At 62.5% G+C, this 18578-nt stretch carries 21 protein-coding genes; 7 read left to right on the plus strand and 14 right to left on the minus strand.

Features of this window, described 5'->3' with window-relative positions; genetic code table 11:
* Positions 1–41: 41 nt before the first annotated feature.
* The 4 genes from R3355_RS01760 to R3355_RS01775 form a co-directional block, all read right to left on the minus strand.
* Positions 42–863, minus strand: a complete 822-nt coding sequence (locus R3355_RS01760) for a M48 family metallopeptidase (protein WP_318946988.1) — start codon at positions 861–863, stop codon at positions 42–44.
* Between the two features lie 192 nt (positions 864–1055).
* Complete coding sequence (locus R3355_RS01765) at positions 1056–1673, minus strand: SOS response-associated peptidase (RefSeq protein ID WP_318959801.1); 618 nt, start codon at positions 1671–1673, stop codon at positions 1056–1058.
* A 179-nt stretch (positions 1674–1852) separates the two neighbouring features.
* On the minus strand, positions 1853–2113 hold the full coding sequence (locus R3355_RS01770; RefSeq protein WP_318946990.1) for a putative signal transducing protein: 261 nt from the start codon (positions 2111–2113) through the stop codon (positions 1853–1855).
* A complete protein-coding gene (locus R3355_RS01775; RefSeq protein ID WP_318946991.1) occupies positions 2113–2295 on the minus strand; it encodes a CPXCG motif-containing cysteine-rich protein in 183 nt (60 codons plus the stop codon). Before R3355_RS01775 ends, R3355_RS01770 begins: the two co-directional genes overlap by 1 nt.
* A gap of 109 nt (positions 2296–2404) precedes the next feature.
* Here R3355_RS01775 and R3355_RS01780 point away from each other — a divergent pair, with 109 nt between their 5' ends.
* A complete protein-coding gene (locus R3355_RS01780) occupies positions 2405–3571 on the plus strand; it encodes a 1-acyl-sn-glycerol-3-phosphate acyltransferase (RefSeq protein ID WP_318959802.1) in 1167 nt (388 codons plus the stop codon).
* Positions 3572–3655: 84 nt separating this feature from the next.
* Here R3355_RS01780 and R3355_RS24260 read toward each other — a convergent pair whose 3' ends face one another.
* Positions 3656–4099, minus strand: a complete 444-nt coding sequence (locus tag R3355_RS24260; RefSeq protein ID WP_413243471.1) for a hypothetical protein — start codon at positions 4097–4099, stop codon at positions 3656–3658.
* 232 nt (positions 4100–4331) lie between these two features.
* Here R3355_RS24260 and R3355_RS01790 point away from each other — a divergent pair, with 232 nt between their 5' ends.
* Complete coding sequence (locus R3355_RS01790; RefSeq protein WP_318946993.1) at positions 4332–4538, plus strand: hypothetical protein; 207 nt, start codon at positions 4332–4334, stop codon at positions 4536–4538.
* 310 nt (positions 4539–4848) lie between these two features.
* Here the strand turns inward: R3355_RS01790 and R3355_RS01795 are convergent, their stop codons facing one another.
* On the minus strand, positions 4849–5433 hold the full coding sequence (locus R3355_RS01795; RefSeq protein WP_318946994.1) for a YajG family lipoprotein: 585 nt from the start codon (positions 5431–5433) through the stop codon (positions 4849–4851).
* A gap of 168 nt (positions 5434–5601) precedes the next feature.
* Between R3355_RS01795 and R3355_RS01800 the strand changes: the two genes are divergently transcribed.
* Both R3355_RS01800 and mqo read left to right on the plus strand, forming a co-directional pair.
* The gene (locus R3355_RS01800) at positions 5602–5835 is read left to right on the plus strand and encodes a hypothetical protein (protein ID WP_318959803.1); all 234 of its coding nucleotides are present in this window, start codon (positions 5602–5604) and stop codon (positions 5833–5835) included.
* 465 nt (positions 5836–6300) lie between these two features.
* Positions 6301–7803, plus strand: coding sequence for a malate dehydrogenase (quinone) (gene mqo, locus R3355_RS01805; protein WP_318959804.1), 1503 nt, complete (start codon positions 6301–6303; stop codon positions 7801–7803).
* Between the two features lie 128 nt (positions 7804–7931).
* Here the strand turns inward: mqo and R3355_RS01810 are convergent, their stop codons facing one another.
* The 3 genes from R3355_RS01810 to R3355_RS01820 form a co-directional block, all read right to left on the minus strand.
* Positions 7932–8288: a PilZ domain-containing protein gene (locus R3355_RS01810; protein ID WP_318959805.1), complete on the minus strand. Its 357-nt coding sequence runs from the start codon at positions 8286–8288 to the stop codon at positions 7932–7934.
* A gap of 59 nt (positions 8289–8347) precedes the next feature.
* Entirely contained in the window at positions 8348–8770 is a 423-nt protein-coding gene (locus R3355_RS01815; protein WP_318959806.1) for a DUF4124 domain-containing protein, read from the minus strand.
* A gap of 71 nt (positions 8771–8841) precedes the next feature.
* Positions 8842–9216 carry a tetratricopeptide repeat protein gene (locus R3355_RS01820; protein ID WP_318959807.1) on the minus strand — a complete coding sequence of 125 codons (375 nt, stop codon included), beginning with the start codon at positions 9214–9216 and terminating at the stop codon, positions 8842–8844.
* A 173-nt stretch (positions 9217–9389) separates the two neighbouring features.
* On the opposite strand from R3355_RS01820, the gene R3355_RS01825 reads away from it, so the two are divergent.
* Positions 9390–10316 (plus strand): universal stress protein, encoded by a 927-nt coding sequence (locus tag R3355_RS01825; protein WP_318959808.1) that lies wholly within the window; start codon positions 9390–9392, stop codon positions 10314–10316.
* A gap of 55 nt (positions 10317–10371) precedes the next feature.
* Complete coding sequence (gene pyk / locus R3355_RS01830) at positions 10372–11823, plus strand: pyruvate kinase (protein WP_318959809.1); 1452 nt, start codon at positions 10372–10374, stop codon at positions 11821–11823.
* Positions 11824–11953: 130 nt separating this feature from the next.
* Here pyk and R3355_RS01835 read toward each other — a convergent pair whose 3' ends face one another.
* The 3 genes from R3355_RS01835 to R3355_RS01845 are packed head-to-tail and all read right to left on the minus strand — an operon-like array spanning position 11954 to position 14822.
* Entirely contained in the window at positions 11954–12727 is a 774-nt protein-coding gene (locus tag R3355_RS01835; RefSeq protein WP_318959810.1) for an enoyl-CoA hydratase, read from the minus strand.
* Positions 12728–12760: 33 nt separating this feature from the next.
* Positions 12761–13702, minus strand: coding sequence for an iron-sulfur-binding ferredoxin reductase (locus R3355_RS01840; RefSeq protein WP_318959811.1), 942 nt, complete (start codon positions 13700–13702; stop codon positions 12761–12763).
* Entirely contained in the window at positions 13695–14822 is a 1128-nt protein-coding gene (locus tag R3355_RS01845; RefSeq protein ID WP_318959812.1) for a GGDEF domain-containing protein, read from the minus strand. The genes R3355_RS01840 and R3355_RS01845 overlap by 8 nt, the downstream gene beginning before the upstream one ends.
* Positions 14823–15059: 237 nt before the next feature.
* Between R3355_RS01845 and R3355_RS01850 the strand changes: the two genes are divergently transcribed.
* Positions 15060–16583: a fumarate hydratase gene (locus tag R3355_RS01850; RefSeq protein WP_318959813.1), complete on the plus strand. Its 1524-nt coding sequence runs from the start codon at positions 15060–15062 to the stop codon at positions 16581–16583.
* A 315-nt stretch (positions 16584–16898) separates the two neighbouring features.
* Here R3355_RS01850 and R3355_RS01855 read toward each other — a convergent pair whose 3' ends face one another.
* Complete coding sequence (locus R3355_RS01855) at positions 16899–17300, minus strand: hypothetical protein (protein WP_318959814.1); 402 nt, start codon at positions 17298–17300, stop codon at positions 16899–16901.
* Positions 17301–17455: 155 nt separating this feature from the next.
* The gene (locus R3355_RS01860) at positions 17456–18406 is read right to left on the minus strand and encodes a class I SAM-dependent methyltransferase (RefSeq protein ID WP_318959815.1); all 951 of its coding nucleotides are present in this window, start codon (positions 18404–18406) and stop codon (positions 17456–17458) included.
* Positions 18407–18578: the final 172 nt, after the last annotated feature.

Raw genomic sequence — 18578 nt, forward strand, 5'->3', positions numbered from 1 at the left:
GGACGCACCCGACTCGACGCGGGTACGCACCCGGGACGCTGTCAGCGCGCGGCCTTGGCCTGCTCGTAAAGCGGCATGACTTTCGGGATGGCCGCCTGCAAGGCAGCGATCCGGCTGCTCGAGGACGGGTGAGTGCTCATGAACTCCGGCGGCGCGCCATTGCCGGCTTGGGCCATCTTCTGCCACAGGCTGACAGCGGCGTTCGGGTTGTAGCCGCTGCGGGCGGCCAGTTCCAGTCCAAGCAGGTCGGCCTCGTTCTCGTTACCCCGGCTGTTGGGCAGGGTCAGGCTGTACTGCACCACGGTATCGGCCATGGCCATACCCGTCTCGCCGAGCCCGAGCAGGGCACCGGCGCCCTGCTTGGCCAGCGCCACGCCGTAGGCCTTGGACATGGCTTCGCGACTGTGCTCGCGCAGGGCATGGGCCATTTCATGGCCGATGATCGCGGCGATCTCATCGTCGTTCAGTTTCAGCTTGTCGATCAGCCCGCTGTAGAAGAGGATCTTGCCACCTGGGCCGCAGCTGGCATTCAGCTCCGGACTCTTAATCAGATTGACCTCCCACTGCCACTGCGCGGCATCGGCGCGGAATATCGGCGCCTGCTTGATCAGCCGATCGGTGATGACCCGCAACCGTTTGGCGCTGGCGCTGCTCTTGTCCAGCACACCCTTGCTCGATGCCTCGCCCAGCGTCTGCTGATAGGACGTCGCATACATCTGATTGATCTCTTGGGTCGAGAGCATGCTGAACATGTACTGCTTGCGCTCGACGCCCACCGCGCCACCGCTGGTGGTGTTCACGGCCTGGCATCCTGCCAGCAGCAAGGCCGCGGCCAGCGCGGTAAAGGACAACGTCTGGTTCATGCTGAGTCTCCATTGAATAAGCACCGTATGCTAGGCCCGCCACCCTGCGCGAGCAACCGACAATAGCGCGGCAAAAAATATCGCGACAAGACGCCAGCCCTCCACTATCGGTGCAAGGCCCAACGCTCGACAAACAGGTCTGCAGCGCACACCCGCGCGGCTATAAAAGCCCACACACACAACTGACGCCAGCTACGCCGGCGTCAGGCACTCGGGGGCATTCAGCTTGGGGTCGTTGACCAGATTGGCCAGAACCCGCTCGCGCAACAGCGGCTGCGGCCTGGCCAACAGCGCTTTAAGTTCATCCGTCGGCGTGTCTGCCGCCAGCCAGAGTGCCTGGGCAGCGGCATCGAGGATCAGCGGGCGGCGCTGATTGGCGGCAGGCTGGGTCACCACCGCCGCACTGAGATAGACACAACCGTCGACCGGATAAGCCTCCCACAACGCAGCGAAGTACAGCGGGCTGTCTTCGCTGGTCAGCCAGTACGGCCGCTTGCGCGCGGAGCCGCGCCATTCGTAAAAACCATTGGCCGGCAACAAGCCGCGACGCAGGCGAAAGGCGTCGCGGAACATCGGCTGCTCGGCCAGGGTTTCTGCCCGTGCCTGGGCAGGGGTTTTCGACAGATCCGTCAGCCAGGGCGGCGTCAACCCCCAGCGGGCGCGAACCAGCTGGCGCTCACCGGCGAGGGCACGCAGTAACAGAATCTGGCTGCCGGGTGCAATATTCCACTGCGGTTGCTGATCCGCAGGAAAACCGGGTAAAGCCGCGAATACTGGCGACCAACGGAACAGGGCATAACGTCCACACATGAGGGGGGCAACTCGATAACAGGTAGGCAGCGGGCCAGGCAATACCGGATGTTGGCATAGGTAACAGGCAAAGACACGGGGACGGGCGTAACGTTCTGTCGCGCAACCAGCCTGGCAGGCTAATCCGTTCACTGGTATCCGGTGCAACCCTATACGCCCGACACAGTGCACCGAAGGAACTAGCAGAGCAGCACGCCCTGGAAGTTCTCCGGCTCATCATTGGCCAGCGGTTGCGCGACATTGTACGTGGCGATCAACTGCTGCGCGCGCTCGGCCTGAATATCGTCGACCATCAGGCCAAGCAGACCACAGGCAGGCAGCTCGCCAACCGCGCCGAGCAGATGCTGACCGGTCAGGTGGGCTTCGATGCCTTCACTGGCCAGCATGCCCAGCAGCAACTCGCCTTCCAGCACGTCCTGCGGCTCGTAGATGCGCTGCATCAGTCGTTTTCTCCACGCACATCAAGCGTCCAGTCAATGCCGTCGGTGCGCAGATCGAAGACAATTGGCCGGCAGCATACCGGGCAGTCCTCGATGTACTGTTGATCACCCGCGGAGAGGTCGAGCAGGGCCTCGACCGACTCGCCACAGTACGGGCATTGATAAACCTGACTTTCCAGCATCGCGGTCTCCATGTGACTTGTAGGTATAATCGCCGGTCTACCGCTGACCCCGCGCACGGGGCGTCCTCCTCAACACTCTGCTAACCACAGCCAACTACGACAAGAGAGCATGATGGGCGAATTCGATGCCATCCGACCTTACGCCGATTCCGAAGTCCCCACCGTCCTGGCGCGTTTGCTGGCAGACGACGAGTTTCTCGACATTCTCACCCAGTATCGCTTCCCACGCCTGGCCGGCGCACTGGGCTGGCTGCTTAAACCACTTATAGCCTATCGATTGCATCTTGAATTCCGCCAGGTTGCCTCGGTAGCGGCACTGCAGGACAAAGTGGAGGCTTACGTCGACCAGAGCATCGAGCGCGCCACCGATGGCGTGAGCTATTCCGGGGTCGAGCGACTCAAGGCCGGTAGCGCTTATCTGTTCCTGGCCAACCACCGCGATATCGTCATGGATCCGGCCTTCGTCAATTACGCGGTATACCACGCCGGCCTGCCGACCCCGCGCATCGCGATTGGCGACAACCTGCTGCAGAAGCCGTTCGTCAGCGATCTGATGCGCCTGAACAAGAGTTTTATCGTGCATCGTTCGCTCAGCGGCCGCCGTGAGAAACTCGCGGCCTACCAGTTGCTGTCGGCCTACATCAATCATTCGATCCGCACCGACTGCGAGTCGATCTGGATTGCCCAGGCCGAAGGCCGCGCCAAGGATGGCAACGACCGCACCGACTCGGCGATCCTCAAGATGTTCCACATGAGTCGCAAGAACGAACCCTTTGCCGAGGTGATCGCCGCGCTGAAACTGACCCCGGTGTCGATCAGCTATGAATACGACCCCTGCGACCAGGCCAAGGCCCGTGAACTGTTCATCCGCGCCAGCACCGGCAGCTACAGCAAGGTCCCGGGCGAAGACGACCAGAGCATCGCCCTCGGCATTACCGGATACAAAGGTCGCGTGCATGTGCACTTCAGTGCACCGGTGAGCACTAGTCTGGAGGACAGCAAGCAGCTGGCCGCCGAAATGGACAGGCAGATTCTCAGCGGCTACCGGCTATTCCCGGTGCACTATCTGGCCTACGCCATGTGGCCCGAGCGCGACCCGTCACTCAACGTACCAAGCGCAGCGCAGTTGTTTCCCGCCGAGGAACTGGCTCGCGCCGAAGCCGAATGGAACAAGCGCCTGGCTCGCTGTCCGGTCGAACAGCGGCCTTATCTGGTGCTGCAATATGCCAATCCGGTGCGCAACCAATACCGGGTGAAAGCCGGCTTGCCGTTGTAGGAATGCCTGGCGCAGCAACAAAAACGGCAGCCCATGGGCTGCCGTTTTTGCTTGCTCGACGCCATTGTTGCCGCCTCGGGCAATTCAGAACTGGGTGCTGCCCCAGGACAGCGCGAGCGACAGCGCCAGGCTGACAAAACCGAAACGATAGAAAAACCGGTTAAGTCGCTGGGTCGGGGCGTCGAACACGTACACCTCCTCGGCCATATCCTCGGCATCGCTGCCCGCGATCAAGCGCGCCACTGCACGTTGCTCACGCACTCGGGTGGCCAGCAGCAACCAGCTCCCGGCAAGCCCGAAGAACAGGGCAAGGGCATTCAACGACTGCGCGGGATAGGCAAGGAAAACAGACCAGAGCGCCTGCAACGACATCAGCAACCTCCACATCAAATTGGTGCACAGACCAAGCCTGTGCACCATCAAAGAGAAAATACCGGCGTTGTCGGACGGAATGAAGGGATCGCGCTGACCGTTCAGGCAAGGGAAAACTCGATTTTCCAGGGACGGGCGCTGAGGTTTACGCCTCAAGCACTTTCATCAGCAGCACTTCACACCGCCGTGACCCACCGGACACGCCGAAATACCGGCCGCAGTTTACTGGAGCGGCTCATTTAGAAATTTCGTTTCCGACGAACGAAGGAGCTATCCCGAAATCGTCTGAAAAACGTCATATTCCTGGCCTAAGCTTTGAATCCTCTTCTGTTACGTCACCGTCATCGCTGCACGGGAGCGTATCCAATCTGACCTCGGAGGAACTGCCATGCTCAACCCACAACCGCTTGATCGTGATTATCTGATCGACTCGCTCGACGAAGTGGAGGATGTAATCAACGAGCTCTCCTTCAACGTCCAGGATCACCACTGGCTGGTCTATTGCACCCTTGGCGGCCATGAACACTATGACCTGCCGGACATCGATCGGCACACCGGTTTCAGCTTGCCTGAGCTCTACGCCGAAGCGGCCTGAATCCCCCGGAAAACCAAGCACGACCACAATGCTGCTGACTCAAGAAAAAACGCCGTTTCCCTTCACCGGAAAGCGGCGTTCTTGTATGCGCTGCAGAGCCTGCATGGTTGATCTATGGGCTGCAGCCCTGCTGCACAATGCCAGTCGTGCGCCGCAGTTCAACCAAGGAAAAATGCCGCTCGGCCCTTGCGGGAAAAGCGGTATTTGCTCTGACTCTCGAGTTAGCCGATGTGTCGCCCCCAAGACCTGACAAGCCAACTAGCGGCTGAACGGCATTGCGCTAACGCGCCGGGGCTCTATCGACCGGCGATTACTCCCGGAGCATTTGCCCAATGGTCGGATCCTTGAACGCACGGGTCAGCGCATCGCTCAAGACATCACTGACCAGCTTGGTATTGGTTTCCTGGTTCGGCGCCATGCCAAAGCGCTGGTTCAACGAGGCGCCGTAGCGACCGTTGTAACGGCGCGCGCTGTTCTGCACGTCGACACGGAAGGTCGCGGTGATATCGGACTCGGTGACGTACAGCCCTTCTTTAGGCGACTGGTACTTCAGCTCGGCCAGGGTCAGGGTCAGCTGCGGCGCATTGTAGGCGTTCGGCGTCGGAGTGAAGCCAAGCAGGCGCACCGCCGCTTCTGCCTGAGCCTGCAGTTTTGGCAGGATGTTCTGGCCGGTGACGCTGATCGCACTGGTTTCCGGATACAAGCCGCCTCGCGTGCCGAGAACCGGCGACGGCCGACCGTCGACAACCCTCACCACCACTGGCTGACCTTGGCCAACGGCGGCCAGCGGGGCATTGATCTTGGGTTGCGGGCTGAGTTGTTGCGGGCTGTGGGCACAGCCGACCAGGGTCAGGCCGACGACAGCGATCAGAGCAAACGATAGACGATGCAGCATGCTCATCTCTCCATGGGTGTGGGGCGAAAAATTGCCCTGCAGTATAACCAGCAGCACCATGGGCTAACAGCGCCGCGGCCAAGACTTGAGGGTTTTCGGGCTGTTGTCACGGCCTTGTCATGCCCGACTGGCATAAGACCTTAGTCGCCACCTGCCGGAGTCTGCATCATGTTTTCCCTTCGCTCGCTGCTCGGCCCGCGCCGCCCCATTCGTACATTTGCCTTGCTCGATGACCGCGGCCTGTGCCGCGCCTTTCGCCAGTCAGCCCAGGCGCCACAAGGCCTCGGCTGGATCGAGGTCAATCAGCAGCAGCTCGGCTGGCTGCATAAACCGTTGCCCGCCAGCGCGCGCATCGCCCCAACCGCGACACATTCGGCCGCCGCCGAAGCCCTGCTGGCCTGACAGGAGGAAAGAAGAAAAGTCACTTCAGGCAATCAATTTCCTCGCTTTCGTCTTATAATCGCGCCCCGATTATAAGGACGTCTCCTGATCGGGCCTTGCCGTACCGCTGATGCACTAGCCATCGGCCACGCCCCAGAGAGTCGCCCACTTCGTGCAGCCCCTTCCGGCTCGCCGTTTTACCCATAACGCAGAACAGCTTGCAGCCATGCAACGGCAGCTTTGCGCGGGCAAAAAGGCAAACCTGGGCGAACGAGCTTTTGAGGTTCACGGCTCCAAAAGAGCGTGAAAAAACGGTTTCAACAACTTCACAAGAGTGTGGCGAAAATGAACGATCTTGCGGCTGGCAAATGCTCCGCTATCCCCTCCTGCCTCATCCCAGGACATCTCAGCGACCGCTGATAGGCGTTGTTTCACGCTTAGGCCTCTGGCCGTCAATTGGGTGCTGCATTTTTAGGAGAAGTGATAATGGCGCATAACGATTACGAAACAGTAGATGCGGTGCTGGTTGGCGCCGGCATCATGAGCGCGACCTTGGCCGTGCTACTGAAAGAGCTTGATCCGACCCTCAAGCTGGAAGTCATCGAGCTGATGGAGTCCGGGGCGATCGAAAGCTCCAACCCCTGGAACAATGCCGGTACCGGCCATGCCGGGCTGTGCGAACTGAACTACACGCCGCAAGCGGCGGATGGCTCGATCGACATCAAGAAGTCGGTGACCATCAACACCCAATTCGAAGAGTCGAAGCAGTTCTGGGCCTATTTAGTCGAGAAAGGCACCTTCGGTTCGCCCAGGTCCTTCATCACCCCGGTACCGCACCTGAGCTTCGTGCGCGGGCAGGAAGGCATCGACTTCCTCAAGACGCGCTTCAAGGCGCTCACCACGCACCACGCCTTCAGCGCTATGGAATACACCGAAGACCGCACCACCATGGCCAAGTGGATGCCGCTGATGCTGCCGGGTCGCGATCCTCAAGAGCCGATCGCCGCAACCCGGGTCATGGCAGGCACCGACGTCAACTTCGGCACACTGACCAAACACCTGCTCGACCACCTGGGCACACAGCCCAGCGCAGAGGTCAAATGCAGCCAGAAGGTCACCGGCCTCGAGCGCAACGAGCAGGGCTGGCGGGTTCGCATCAAGGATCTGCAGAACGGAGGTCATCGCACGGTCCAGGCCAGATTCGTCTTCCTCGGCGCCGGCGGCGCCGCCCTGCCGTTGCTGCAGATGTCCGGCATTCCCGAAGGCAAAGGTTACGGCGGTTTCCCGGTGAGCGGCCAGTGGTTGCGCTGCGACAACCCCGACGTAGTCAAACAGCACGAAGCCAAGGTCTACAGCCAGGCCGAAGTGGGTTCGCCGCCGATGTCGGTGCCGCACCTCGACACCCGTGTGGTCGACGGCAAGAAATCCCTGCTGTTCGGGCCTTATGCCGGTTTCTCGACCAAGTTCCTGCGCCACGGCTCCTTGCTCGATCTGCCGCTGTCGATACGCCCCAACAACATCGGCCCGATGCTGGCCGTAGCGCGTGACAACTTCGAACTGACCCGCTACCTGATCAAGGAAGTGATGCAGTCCGATGAAAAGCGCCTGAAGACCCTGCGCGGTTTCTACCCGCAGGCAAAAGCCGAGGACTGGCGCCTGGAAATGGCCGGTCAGCGCGTGCAGATCATCAAGAAAAATGCCGAGCACGGCGGCATCCTGCAATTCGGCACCGAACTGGTCGCGGCCCAGGATGGCTCTATCGCCGCCCTGCTCGGTGCATCGCCAGGCGCGTCGGTGACCGTGTCGATCATGCTCGACCTGATTAAGCGCTGCTTCCCCAAGCAGGTTGCATCCGAGCAGTGGCGCAGCAAACTGAACGAGATCTTCCCCGCCATGGCCGAGGTGCTTGCCAGCGACGCCGAACGCTACAGCGAGGTGCAGACGCGTTCCGACGAGCTGCTGCAACTGAACGAGCCAGCCATGGCTTGAGTAGGCGGCAGAGCCGCAAGCTTGTGAAAAAACCGCCTTGCAAGGCGGTTTTTTTATGGACCCTGTTTCGCTCGATCAGCGCACCGAGCAACCCTGCGCAGGGTTCGCGGCAACCCGCTTGAGCTGCGCTAGGCGGAGGCGGCCAGAGGATAGAAGCTGAAGTACTGATGCAGCGCATCGACCATCTCGACGAACTCGGCAGGCGGCGCCACCAGAGCGAAACCTGAATCGAAGCTGCCTGGAGTCACGTCCTCGTGGCACCACTGACAAGTGGCCGAGAAATCAATGACGCGTGGTGCATTCTGCCCTGGAATCTTCAGGCGCATCTCGAAGCGCGCGCCCACCAGCAACGGCAGTTGACTGATCAACATCAGGCCGTCCAACGACACATTGCCGATATAGCCCATTGGCTTATCGGTAATGCGATTGAACACCTTCAGGTAGCAGGGCAGCTGCTGACGTTCTATTCGACGCTGAATAGGCATAATGGCAAATCGCTATAAATGGCCTTTAAGTATGGCCGCACTACTGCTCTTAAACCAGTTCAGGAACAGCGCTCTGATACTTGGTCACGTAACTGGCGACGAGCGGCATCAAGCTGCTCATCACTGTAGTAGGTCCGTTCCCCATTCGCCTCGGAGTGGAAATAGCGACGCCCTTCCGGGATCTGCGCCAACCTGCTGCGTAGCTCGCCGCATTCCTTGGCACGCTGGGCTTGGCGTTCGGCTGAAACCACCGAAGCCTGTGCCTGCTCGGCACGGCGCGCTTCATAGAAACGCGAGGTACGTTCCTGCCGCTCGCGTGTCGCCTCGTCGCGCTCGATAACCTGCGGCCTGACCTCGACCTGCTCGGCTCCGAGCGCAGCAGGGCGCTGGCCGAAATGTATCTGGCCATTGGCATCGACCCAACGGTAGATCTCTGCCGCCGCCAATCCAGGCAACAACAAGAGGCAGAACAACAGGCGCATGAATTTTCCTCCCTGAATAAGCCGTCAGCTTACCCCTGCTACGTCACGTCGCCAAACCCTGCGACCAGTGGTCAGTGGGCCCAGGAGGCGGCCTTGGCCGCTCCTGCCGGACGGAAATGACCCAACTGCTGCAAAGTCTCCAGACGGGCGCGAGCACGGAACGCGTATTCGCTGGCGGGATAACGGCTGATGATGAACTCGTAAGTCTGCGCCGCATCGACGAACAGGTTTTGCCGCTCCAGGCACTGGCCACGCAGCAGGGAGATTTCCGGCTGCAGGTAGCCGCGCGAACGACTTTTGCGCTCGGCCTGGGATAACGCCAGTATGACCTGCGGACAATCGCCACGCTCATAGGCGCGATAGGCATCATTCAAATGCTGGTCGAGCGAGCCGCGGGTACAACCGACAGCGCTGAGCGCCAGGATCAGAATCAACAGGGTTCGCATGGGTCTCTCCTCCAATGAGCAGTATATCGACTGACCCGCGAAAATCTGCAGGGCCATGCCGATAGCCGGTTCAGGCGCCAAGCACTGGCCTGTCCACTAAGCTGATACAGATCAACGCCAGCAGCGCCCCCATGCGTTGCAATACGCAGCTAACCCACAGCGAGGTCCAGGCCATGAATCTGCAACAGCTACTGGTTGTCATCGATCCCCAGCAGACCCAGCAGCCGGCACTCGATCGGGCGCTTTGGCTGGCACGCAAGACCCGCGCGCAACTGCACCTGCTGCTGGTCGAATACAACGCCACCCTGGAAGCCGGCCATCTGTTCGATACCGCCATGCAAAGCCGGGGACGGGCCGCCTTGCTCGAACGGGGCGAGGCATGGCTGGAGGAATTGGCTGCGCCGCTGCGGGCCGAGGGCCTGGAGGTGCATCTGGACGTGCGCTGGGGCAGGCCGTTGCACAAGCTGGTCCTGGAGAAAGAGGCAGAAGTAGCGCCGGATCTGGTGCTCAAGTCCACCGCTCACGACAGCCTGCTGCGCCGGCTGCTGCTGACCAACAGCTGCTGGCAGTTGATCCGCCATTGCCCGGCACCGCTATGGCTGGTACACCATACCGAATGGCAGGGCCACAGCCTGTGTGCGGCGCTCGATCCGCTGCACAGCGCCGACAAACCGGCGGCGCTCGATCACCAACTGATTCGCGCCGCCAGCGAGCTGAGCCGTCAACTGGGCATGCAGGCTCACTACCTGCACAGTTATTCCCCCTTGCCGCGCACCCTGATGTTCGATGCCGAACTGGTTGCCAATTACGATGGCTATGTCGCCCGCTGCGCCGCCCAGCATCGCGAAGCCTTTGAGCAGTTGATCGGCCAATACCCGATCGCCACGCCCGACACCCACCTGATCGAGGGCTTTGCCGAAGAAGTGCTGCCCCGCTTTGTTCGCGAGCAGCATGTCGACCTGCTGCTGATGGGTGCCATCGCCCGCGGCCACCTGGATACGGCCCTGATCGGGCATACCGCGGAACGCATTCTGGAGAACGTGGACTGCGATTTATTGGTCCTCAAACCCGCACAGAAAGGTAGTGCAGAGCAACAATGACTACAGGGTTACGGCGTAGTAGCCTCGCGCTCAATCGCAACTCAGGAGTCTGTGCATGACCTTTCGTCGTACCAAAATCGTCGCCACCCTTGGTCCATCGAGCAATTCGCCCGAAGTCCTCGAGCAACTGATCATCGCCGGTCTGGATGTGGCCCGCCTGAACTTCTCCCACGGTTCGCCGGACGAGCACAAGGCCCGCGCCAAGCTGGTGCGCGAGCTGGCCGCCAAGCATGGCCGGCATGTCGCCCTGCTCGGCGACCTGCAAGGGCCGAAGATCCGCATTGCCAAGTTCGCCTGCAAGCGCATCGAGCTCAAGGTCGGCGACACCTTCACCTTTTCCACCAGCCATCCGCTGACCGAAGGCACCCAGGAAATCGTCGGCATCGACTACCCGGACCTGGTCAAGGACTGTGGCGTCGGCGACGAACTCTTGCTCGACGACGGTCGGGTGGTGATGCGTGTAGACAGCGCCGATGCCGACGCCCTGCACTGCTCGGTACTGATCGGCGGCCCGCTGTCCGACCATAAGGGCATCAACCGTCGCGGCGGTGGCCTGACCGCACCGGCGCTGACCGAAAAAGACAAGGCCGACATCCTCCTCGCCGCCGAGATGGACCTGGATTACCTGGCCGTGTCCTTCCCGCGCGATGCCTCGGACATGGAGTACGCGCGCAAGCTGCGCGACGAGTCGGGCGGCACCGCCTGGCTGGTGGCCAAGATCGAGCGCGCCGAAGCCGTGGCCGACGACGAAACCCTCGACGGCCTGATCCGCGCCAGCGACGCCGTAATGGTCGCTCGCGGCGACCTCGGCGTGGAGATCGGCGACGCCGAGCTGTGCGGCATCCAGAAGAAGATCATTCTGCATGCGCGCCGCCACAACAAGGCGGTGATCACCGCGACCCAGATGATGGAGTCGATGATCCAGAATCCGATGCCGACCCGCGCAGAAGTCTCCGACGTAGCGAACGCCGTGCTCGACTACACGGACGCGGTGATGCTCTCGGCGGAAAGTGCCGCCGGCGCCTATCCGCTGGAAGCGGTACAAGCAATGGCGCGGATTTGCATCGGTGCGGAAAAGCACCCGACCAGCAAAGCCTCCAGCCATCGCATGGGCACGACCTTCGAGCGGTGCGACGAAAGCATCGCCCTGGCAGCCATGTACACGGCCAACCACTTCCCCGGCGTCAAAGCGATCATCGCCCTGACCGAAAGCGGCTACACCCCGCTGATCATGTCGCGGATTCGCTCCTCGGTGCCGATCTACGCCTTCTCCCCGCACCGCGCTACCCAGGCCCGTGCGGCCATGTTCCGCGGCGTCTACACCGTGCCGTTCGACGCGGCGGCCCTGCCCCCGGAACAAGTCAGCCAGGCAGCCGTGGACGAACTGCTCAAGCGTGGCGTGGTCAAGCAGGGCGACTGGGTGATCCTGACCAAGGGCGACAGCTACCACACCATCGGCGGCACCAACGGCATGAAGATCCTGCATGTCGGTGAAGCGCTGGTGTAAGACCCGCGTCACCACGCAAAAGGCCGCTCGATCGAGCGGCCTTTTCGTTTGTGCAGCGTAGGGTGCGCCGCGCGCACCAAGGGCTCCATGAAAACTGCCGGTGCGCGCGGCGCACCCTCCGAGTCGGCGCTTAGCCGAACGTTGAGAAGTCCGGCGCGCGCCGCTGCATAAAGGCCGTCAGCGCTTCGATGGCTTCCGGCGAGCGCAGGCGCTGGCCGAACAGCGCGCCCTCCTCCTCGATCACCCGGCGCAACTCTTCACGACCCGGTGCGCGCATCAGGCGCTTGCTGTCGGCTACCGCCGAGGGCGCCAGTTGCTGGAAACGCAGGGCCATCTCGCGGGCCTTGGCCAGGGTCGCGGCACCGTCCTCCAGGGCCTGATTGGCAATCCCCCAGGCCGCCGCCTGCTCGCCAGTGAAGCCTTGCCCCAGCAGCAGCAACTCGGCCGCCCGCGCATGGCCGAGCAGGCGCGGCAGAATCAGGCTGGAACCATACTCGGGGCACAATCCCAGGTTAACGAAGGGCATCTTCAGGCTCGCATCGCGGCTGACGTAGACCAGATCGCAATGCAACAACAGGGTAGTGCCGATGCCCACCGCCGGGCCGCTGACCGCCGCCACCACCGGCTTGCAGAACTCGAACAGGGCCTGCATGAACTGGAACACTTCACTGTTCAGGCCGGCTGGCGGCGCCTGGATGAAATCGGCCACGTCGTTGCCGCTGGTGAAGCAGTCCTCGCCGCCGGTGATCAGCACGGCGCGTACGCTCCGGTCCTGATCAGCCTGCTTCAGCACCTCGGCCATGCCGCTGTACATCGCCCGGGTCAGGGCGTTTTTCTTGGGCAACCGATTCAGGCGCAGGGTCAGCAGACCTTCTTCGCGCTCAACCAACAGGTGTTCGCTCATCACTCATGCTCCGCGATCACGCCGCCGAGATGGTTATCGGGCGTGCGGTAAAAACAGGTCGGCAAACATCTGATTACGCGGCATGCCTGCCAGATACAGGCGCCGGGTAAAGCGTTCGACACTGTCGGGGTGGCCGCAGAGTAAGGCGAGGGTTTGCCGGGAAACAAGGCGCAGTTCGGCCAAAGCCGCAGGCAACTCGGCCGCGCCGAGCAGTTCGACCTGCAGCTGCCCATGCTGCGCCGCTAGCTGCGCCAGGGGCTCGGCCAGGTAATGCCCGGTTCGGTCATGGGCCAGGTGAATGACCCGAATGCTGCCCTGGTGATCCTGGCGCAGTGCTTCGCGCAGTACCCCGTACAGCGGTGCCAGGCCGGTGCCGGCCGCCAGCAGCCAGAGCGGGCGCATCTGCCAGTCGGGGTCGTAGTGCAAGGCGCCGCCGCGCAGCTCACCGAGACGCAAGGCATCGCCCGGCTTGAATGTCCGCGCCGCATCGCTGAACGCGCCGCGCTGGCGACAGTCCAGATGGAACTCCAGCCAGGGGTCTTCGTCCGGCAGGCTGGCCAGCGAATAAGGGCGGGCAATCCCCGTGTCGGTCCAGAGCACCAGATGCTGACCGGCCCGGTAACGCAGCGGTTGCTGCGGGGTCAGGCGCAGGCGCAGCACATCCGGGCCGAGCCAGTCGCAGGCGGCGATCTGCGCGGGGCGGCCATCGCGCAGCGGATCGAACACTTCGACCTGCAGGTCGTCGACAACCCGGCACTGGCAAGCCAGCCGCCAGCCCTGCTCGCGACGCGGCTGGTCGAGCGCCTCGGGCTTGGCATCCAGCGGCTCACCACGCAGGCAACGTACCAGGCAGGCATGGCAACTGCCCGAACGGCAGCTATAAGGCACAGCAATACCGCCCTGCAGCAGGGCATCGAGCAGGTTGCTGGCGGGTGCAACGGTCAGCCGTTGCTCACCCACCCTGAGTTCAGGCATCGACATCCTCCCAGGTCGCCTCGCAACGATTGCGTCCGCTACGCTTGGCCCGGTAGAGCGCCTGATCGGCGCGCTGCAGCGCCTCATCCAGATCATCGTTCATGGTCAGCAAGGTCATTCCGATGGACAAGCTCAGAGTATCCACCTTAATACCCAAGGGTTCAGACTGATTGAATGCCTCGCGCAAACGTTCACAACAGGCGGTGAACTGATCGGCCTGGGTGTTGGGTAGCATCAGCACGAACTCCTCGCCGCCGTAGCGAGCGATGATATCGCCATCGCGCAGACAGGCTTGCGCCACACTGGCAAAGGTCTGCAGCACACGATCGCCAGCGGCGTGGCCGTGGGCATCGTTGATCCGTTTGAAGTGATCCAGATCGATCAGCGCCAGGCCATGCTGGCTGCTCGCGCGCAGGCTTTCCAGCTCCCCCTTGGCAAAGCGCAGAAAATGGCGACGATTGAACAGGCCGGTCAACTCGTCGGTGGACACCAGGCCTTCGAGCTGGCGCATCATACCGCGCAAGGTGTCCTGGTGCGCCTGCAAGGCGAAGCGGCGCTGGCGCATACGCTGACGCATGGCATGCACATAGCCGGCAAACAGGCTCAGCCAGAGCATCACCCCGCCCAGCACACTGACCTGCAAGATGGCCAGGCCAGGATCGGCCAGCCGGTACTGATACGCCTCGTAAATATTCAGTCCGGCAAAGCCGAAAAAAGCGATGGCCGCACAGCGCGCAAACACCCTGGGTGGCAACTGGAACACCCCGAACAACAGGATCAGCACGTAGACCACCAGCAAGGCGCCGCGCCCATTGGCAAACATGGCCAACAACACCGTCAACCAGGCCAAGGCGACCAGCACCTGCGCTTCGGTCAGACTGGGGTCACGAAAACGCAGATTTTGCCCGGAGAGAAACAGGCCGAGGAAGACCGCCTGGGTGAGCGCCGCCAACCCGGTGAGCAGCAGCGCAGTCGCTATGGAGGCAAGGAACAGATCGTTGAATACCGCGACCCAGCACATCAGCCCCGTCAGGGCGTAGGTTGCCGTCGCCATGCCGAAGCGCTTCAGCAGCAGACGTTGCAGGGTATGCTGAGTGACCCGCTGATGGCTTAGGCTCATGGGGGCTGATGGGCTCCATCCCATACTGGCAATCAGCCGCCACTCTACGCCCGTGATGATCAAATGCCCAGCACGTTCAGAGGGCGATCAGCGACCAAGGTCGACCGCCGGTCGGGTGTCCGCCCAGTCGCCTGCGCGTTATACTGCCGCGCCTTTTTTACTGCGCCCGCGCGTCGACTCGTGGTTCGCCGCCGAAGCTTCTGCCCTACTCCTACCTTCATAAAAGGAGCGCCAAGCATGACCGTGATCAAGCAAGACGACCTGATCCAGAGCGTCGCCGATGCCCTGCAGTTCATCTCCTACTACCACCCCGTGGATTTCATCCAGGCCATGCACGAGGCCTACCTCAAGGAAGAATCCCCGGCCGCGCGCGACGCTATGGCGCAGATCCTGATCAACTCGCGCATGTGCGCCACCGGCCACCGGCCGATCTGCCAGGACACCGGCATCGTCACCGTGTTCATCCGCGTCGGCATGGACGTGCGCTGGGACGGCGCGACCATGAGCGTCGACGACATGATCAACGAAGGCGTGCGCCGCGCCTACAATCTGCCGGAAAACGTCCTGCGCGCCTCGATCCTGGCCGACCCGGCCGGCGCGCGCAAGAACACCAAGGACAACACCCCGGCAGTAATCCACTACAGCATCGTGCCCGGCGACAAGGTCGAAGTGGATGTCGCCGCCAAGGGTGGTGGCTCGGAGAACAAGTCGAAGATGGCCATGCTCAACCCGTCCGACTCGATCGTCGACTGGGTACTCAAGACCGTGCCGGAAATGGGTGCCGGCTGGTGCCCGCCGGGCATGCTCGGCATCGGCATCGGCGGCACCGCCGAGAAGGCCGCGGTGATGGCCAAGGAAGTGTTGATGGAGTCGATCGACATCCACGAGCTGAAGGCCCGCGGCCCGTCCAACCGGATCGAAGAACTGCGCCTGGAACTGTTCGACAAGGTCAACCAGCTGGGCATCGGCGCCCAGGGTCTGGGCGGCCTGACCACCGTGCTCGACGTCAAGATCATGGACTACCCGACCCACGCCGCCTCCCTGCCGGTGTGCATGATCCCCAACTGCGCCGCCACCCGCCACGCCCACTTCGTGCTCGACGGCACAGGCCCGGCCGAGCTGGAAGCGCCGAGCCTGGACGCCTACCCGGAAATCGTCTGGGAAGCCGGCCCGAGCGCACGCCGCGTCGATCTGGACAGCATCACCCCGGAAGACGTGCAGAGCTGGAAACCGGGCGAGACCGTGCTGCTCAACGGCAAGATGCTCACCGGCCGCGACGCCGCGCACAAGCGCATGGTCGAGATGCTCAACAAGGGTGAACAACTGCCGGTCGACCTCAAGGGTCGATTCATCTACTACGTCGGCCCGGTCGATCCGGTCGGCGACGAAGTGGTTGGCCCGGCCGGCCCGACTACCGCCACGCGGATGGACAAGTTCACCCGGCAGATCCTCGAAAGCACCGGCCTGCTCGGCATGATCGGCAAGTCGGAACGCGGCCCGATTGCCATCGAGGCGATCAAGGACAACAAGGCCGTGTACCTGATGGCCGTCGGCGGCGCCGCCTACCTGGTGTCCCAAGCGATCAAGAAGTCCAAGGTGCTGGCGTTCGCCGAACTGGGCATGGAAGCCATCTACGAGTTCGAGGTGAAAGACATGCCGGTGACCGTGGCCGTCGACACCAAGGGCGAGTCGGTGCACATCACCGGCCCGGCGGTCTGGCAGAAGAAGATCCACGACAGCCTGGCAGTCGAAATCAAGTAACTAGTTAGTGCGTTAAACGACAAACCCGGCCACGTGCCGGGTTTGTCGTTTAACGGGCAAGAGGCAGCCTCAGCGGTTGTGAAAATGTCGAGCGCCGTAGCGAGCCCGCTGGTGCACTGCCTGCGGGTCGGGTGCCGGGGCGCCGTCCGCTCGGAGCGCAGCGACAGCCCGCCAGCTGGTGTGCCGCGCCGCAGAACTCCGGTGCACTGCCTGCGGCGAGTGGCACCCTGCGGATCGCGGATTGTTTGAGGTAATTGGTCGCAGCGTAGGACGTTTGCAGGCGGCCACTATAGGCGAGCCTTTTTTCACAGCCGCTCAGTCCAACGGCTCATCGTCGCGAACCAGGGTGTAGTGCCTGCCCTGCTGGTCCTCGCTGTAGTCATGCACATAGAACATCACCACCTCGCCCAGCCCCGGCATGCTCGCCACATAGTCGCCGATGTCGGCCACGAAGAAGCCGGCCGAGCCGGGCTTGGCCTCGCACTCGATATAGGCGGTGACGAAGGTATCGGGCTCGGCATCGCCGAAGAAGTCGGCGCGCTCGAGTTCGTCCCAGTCGGCAGGCGCCTGGAACGCACCGGTGAACAGGATTTTGGCATCGCCGAGGTCGAGCTCTTCGGCGTCGGGATCGTTTTCATCCGGCCGGTAGACGGTGCAGTCCTGGGCATCGGGGTTACTGAGAATGGCCAGGCGCTGCTGGGGATCGATCGGGGGCATGTGGATCTCCTTTGGTCAGGATTGCAGCCTACAGGAGGCATCGGCGGCTGTGAAAATATCGAGCGTCGTCACCAGGCTGTCTCCAGGCGTTCGCGGCAAGGCGTGCTACGTCAGCAGCGGGCGTTTGAAGGTGGCCGCAGTAGACGAGCGTTTTTTCACAACCTCTCAGGGTGGTGGGCGAAGACCAGGGCTTTCAAGCCGCTGTCAGGCTGGCTGTCGGCGAACTCAGGCGGATTTTCCAGACGTTGGACAAAGCTCAGGCTCGGCGCTTCGAGGGCCATGCTTTGCCGCAAGAAGTCGGGGCCGATGTCCGGGTCATTCATGCAAGCCAGGACCATGCCGTGCTCGCAGAGCAACTCGGGCAGGCGGCGCAGGACTTTTCGATAATCCTGGGTCAGGACAAAACTGCCCTTCTGGAAAGACGGCGGGTCGATGATGACCAGGTCATAGGGACCGCTCTTTTTCACCTTGCCCCAGGATTTGAACAGGTCGTGACCGAGGAAACTCACCCGGCTCAGGTCATGCCCGTTCAGCCGGTGATTGTCCCGCCCACGGCTCAGGGCCGCCCTGGCCATGTCCAGGTTCACTACATGCTCGGCGCCACCGGCGATGGCGGCCACCGAGAAGCCGCAGGTGTAGGCGAACAGATTGAGCACCCGCTTGCCCTGGGCCTGGGCCTGCACCCAGCGGCGGCCGTAGCGCATGTCGAGAAACAGGCCGGTGTTCTGCTTCTTGCCCAGATCCAGCCGGAAACGCAGGCCATGCTCGCTGATCGGCCATTCATCGCGCACCTCGCCCAGCAGCCACTCGGTCGCGCTGTCCGGCAGGTAGCGGTGCTGCAGCAACAGGCTGTGCGCCTGGCTATTGCGCCAGGCGGACGACTGGGTCAGGGCCACCAGCATGTACTTCAGCGCGGCCAGCTCGTCTTGCTCCGGCTCGCGGAACAGCGACACTAGCAGCACGCCCTGCAACCAGTCGACGGTGATCTGCTCGAGTCCCGGCCAGCAGCGCCCGCGGCCGTGGAACAGGCGCCGCGCTTCGTCGGGAGCGGGGTTCAATGCGGCGAGCAACTGCTGCTGCAGGGTAGCGATGGCATCTGAATTCATGGGGGGGGGCTTTATCACCTGGGCATTGCGGCGCATTTTAAACCCAATAGTTACTGCTCCCCCGGAAAAACTCACCCGATCAGCGAGCAAACCCGGCGCCTGCCCTGTCGCCAGCAGCGCAGCAGCGCAGCAGCCTGTAGAGCGGCCGGGCGTCGTTCCTGCGCATGGGGAC

Origin of the sequence: Pseudomonas sp., from assembly GCF_033723075.1 — a bacterium.
Classification (GTDB): domain Bacteria; phylum Pseudomonadota; class Gammaproteobacteria; order Pseudomonadales; family Pseudomonadaceae; genus Aquipseudomonas.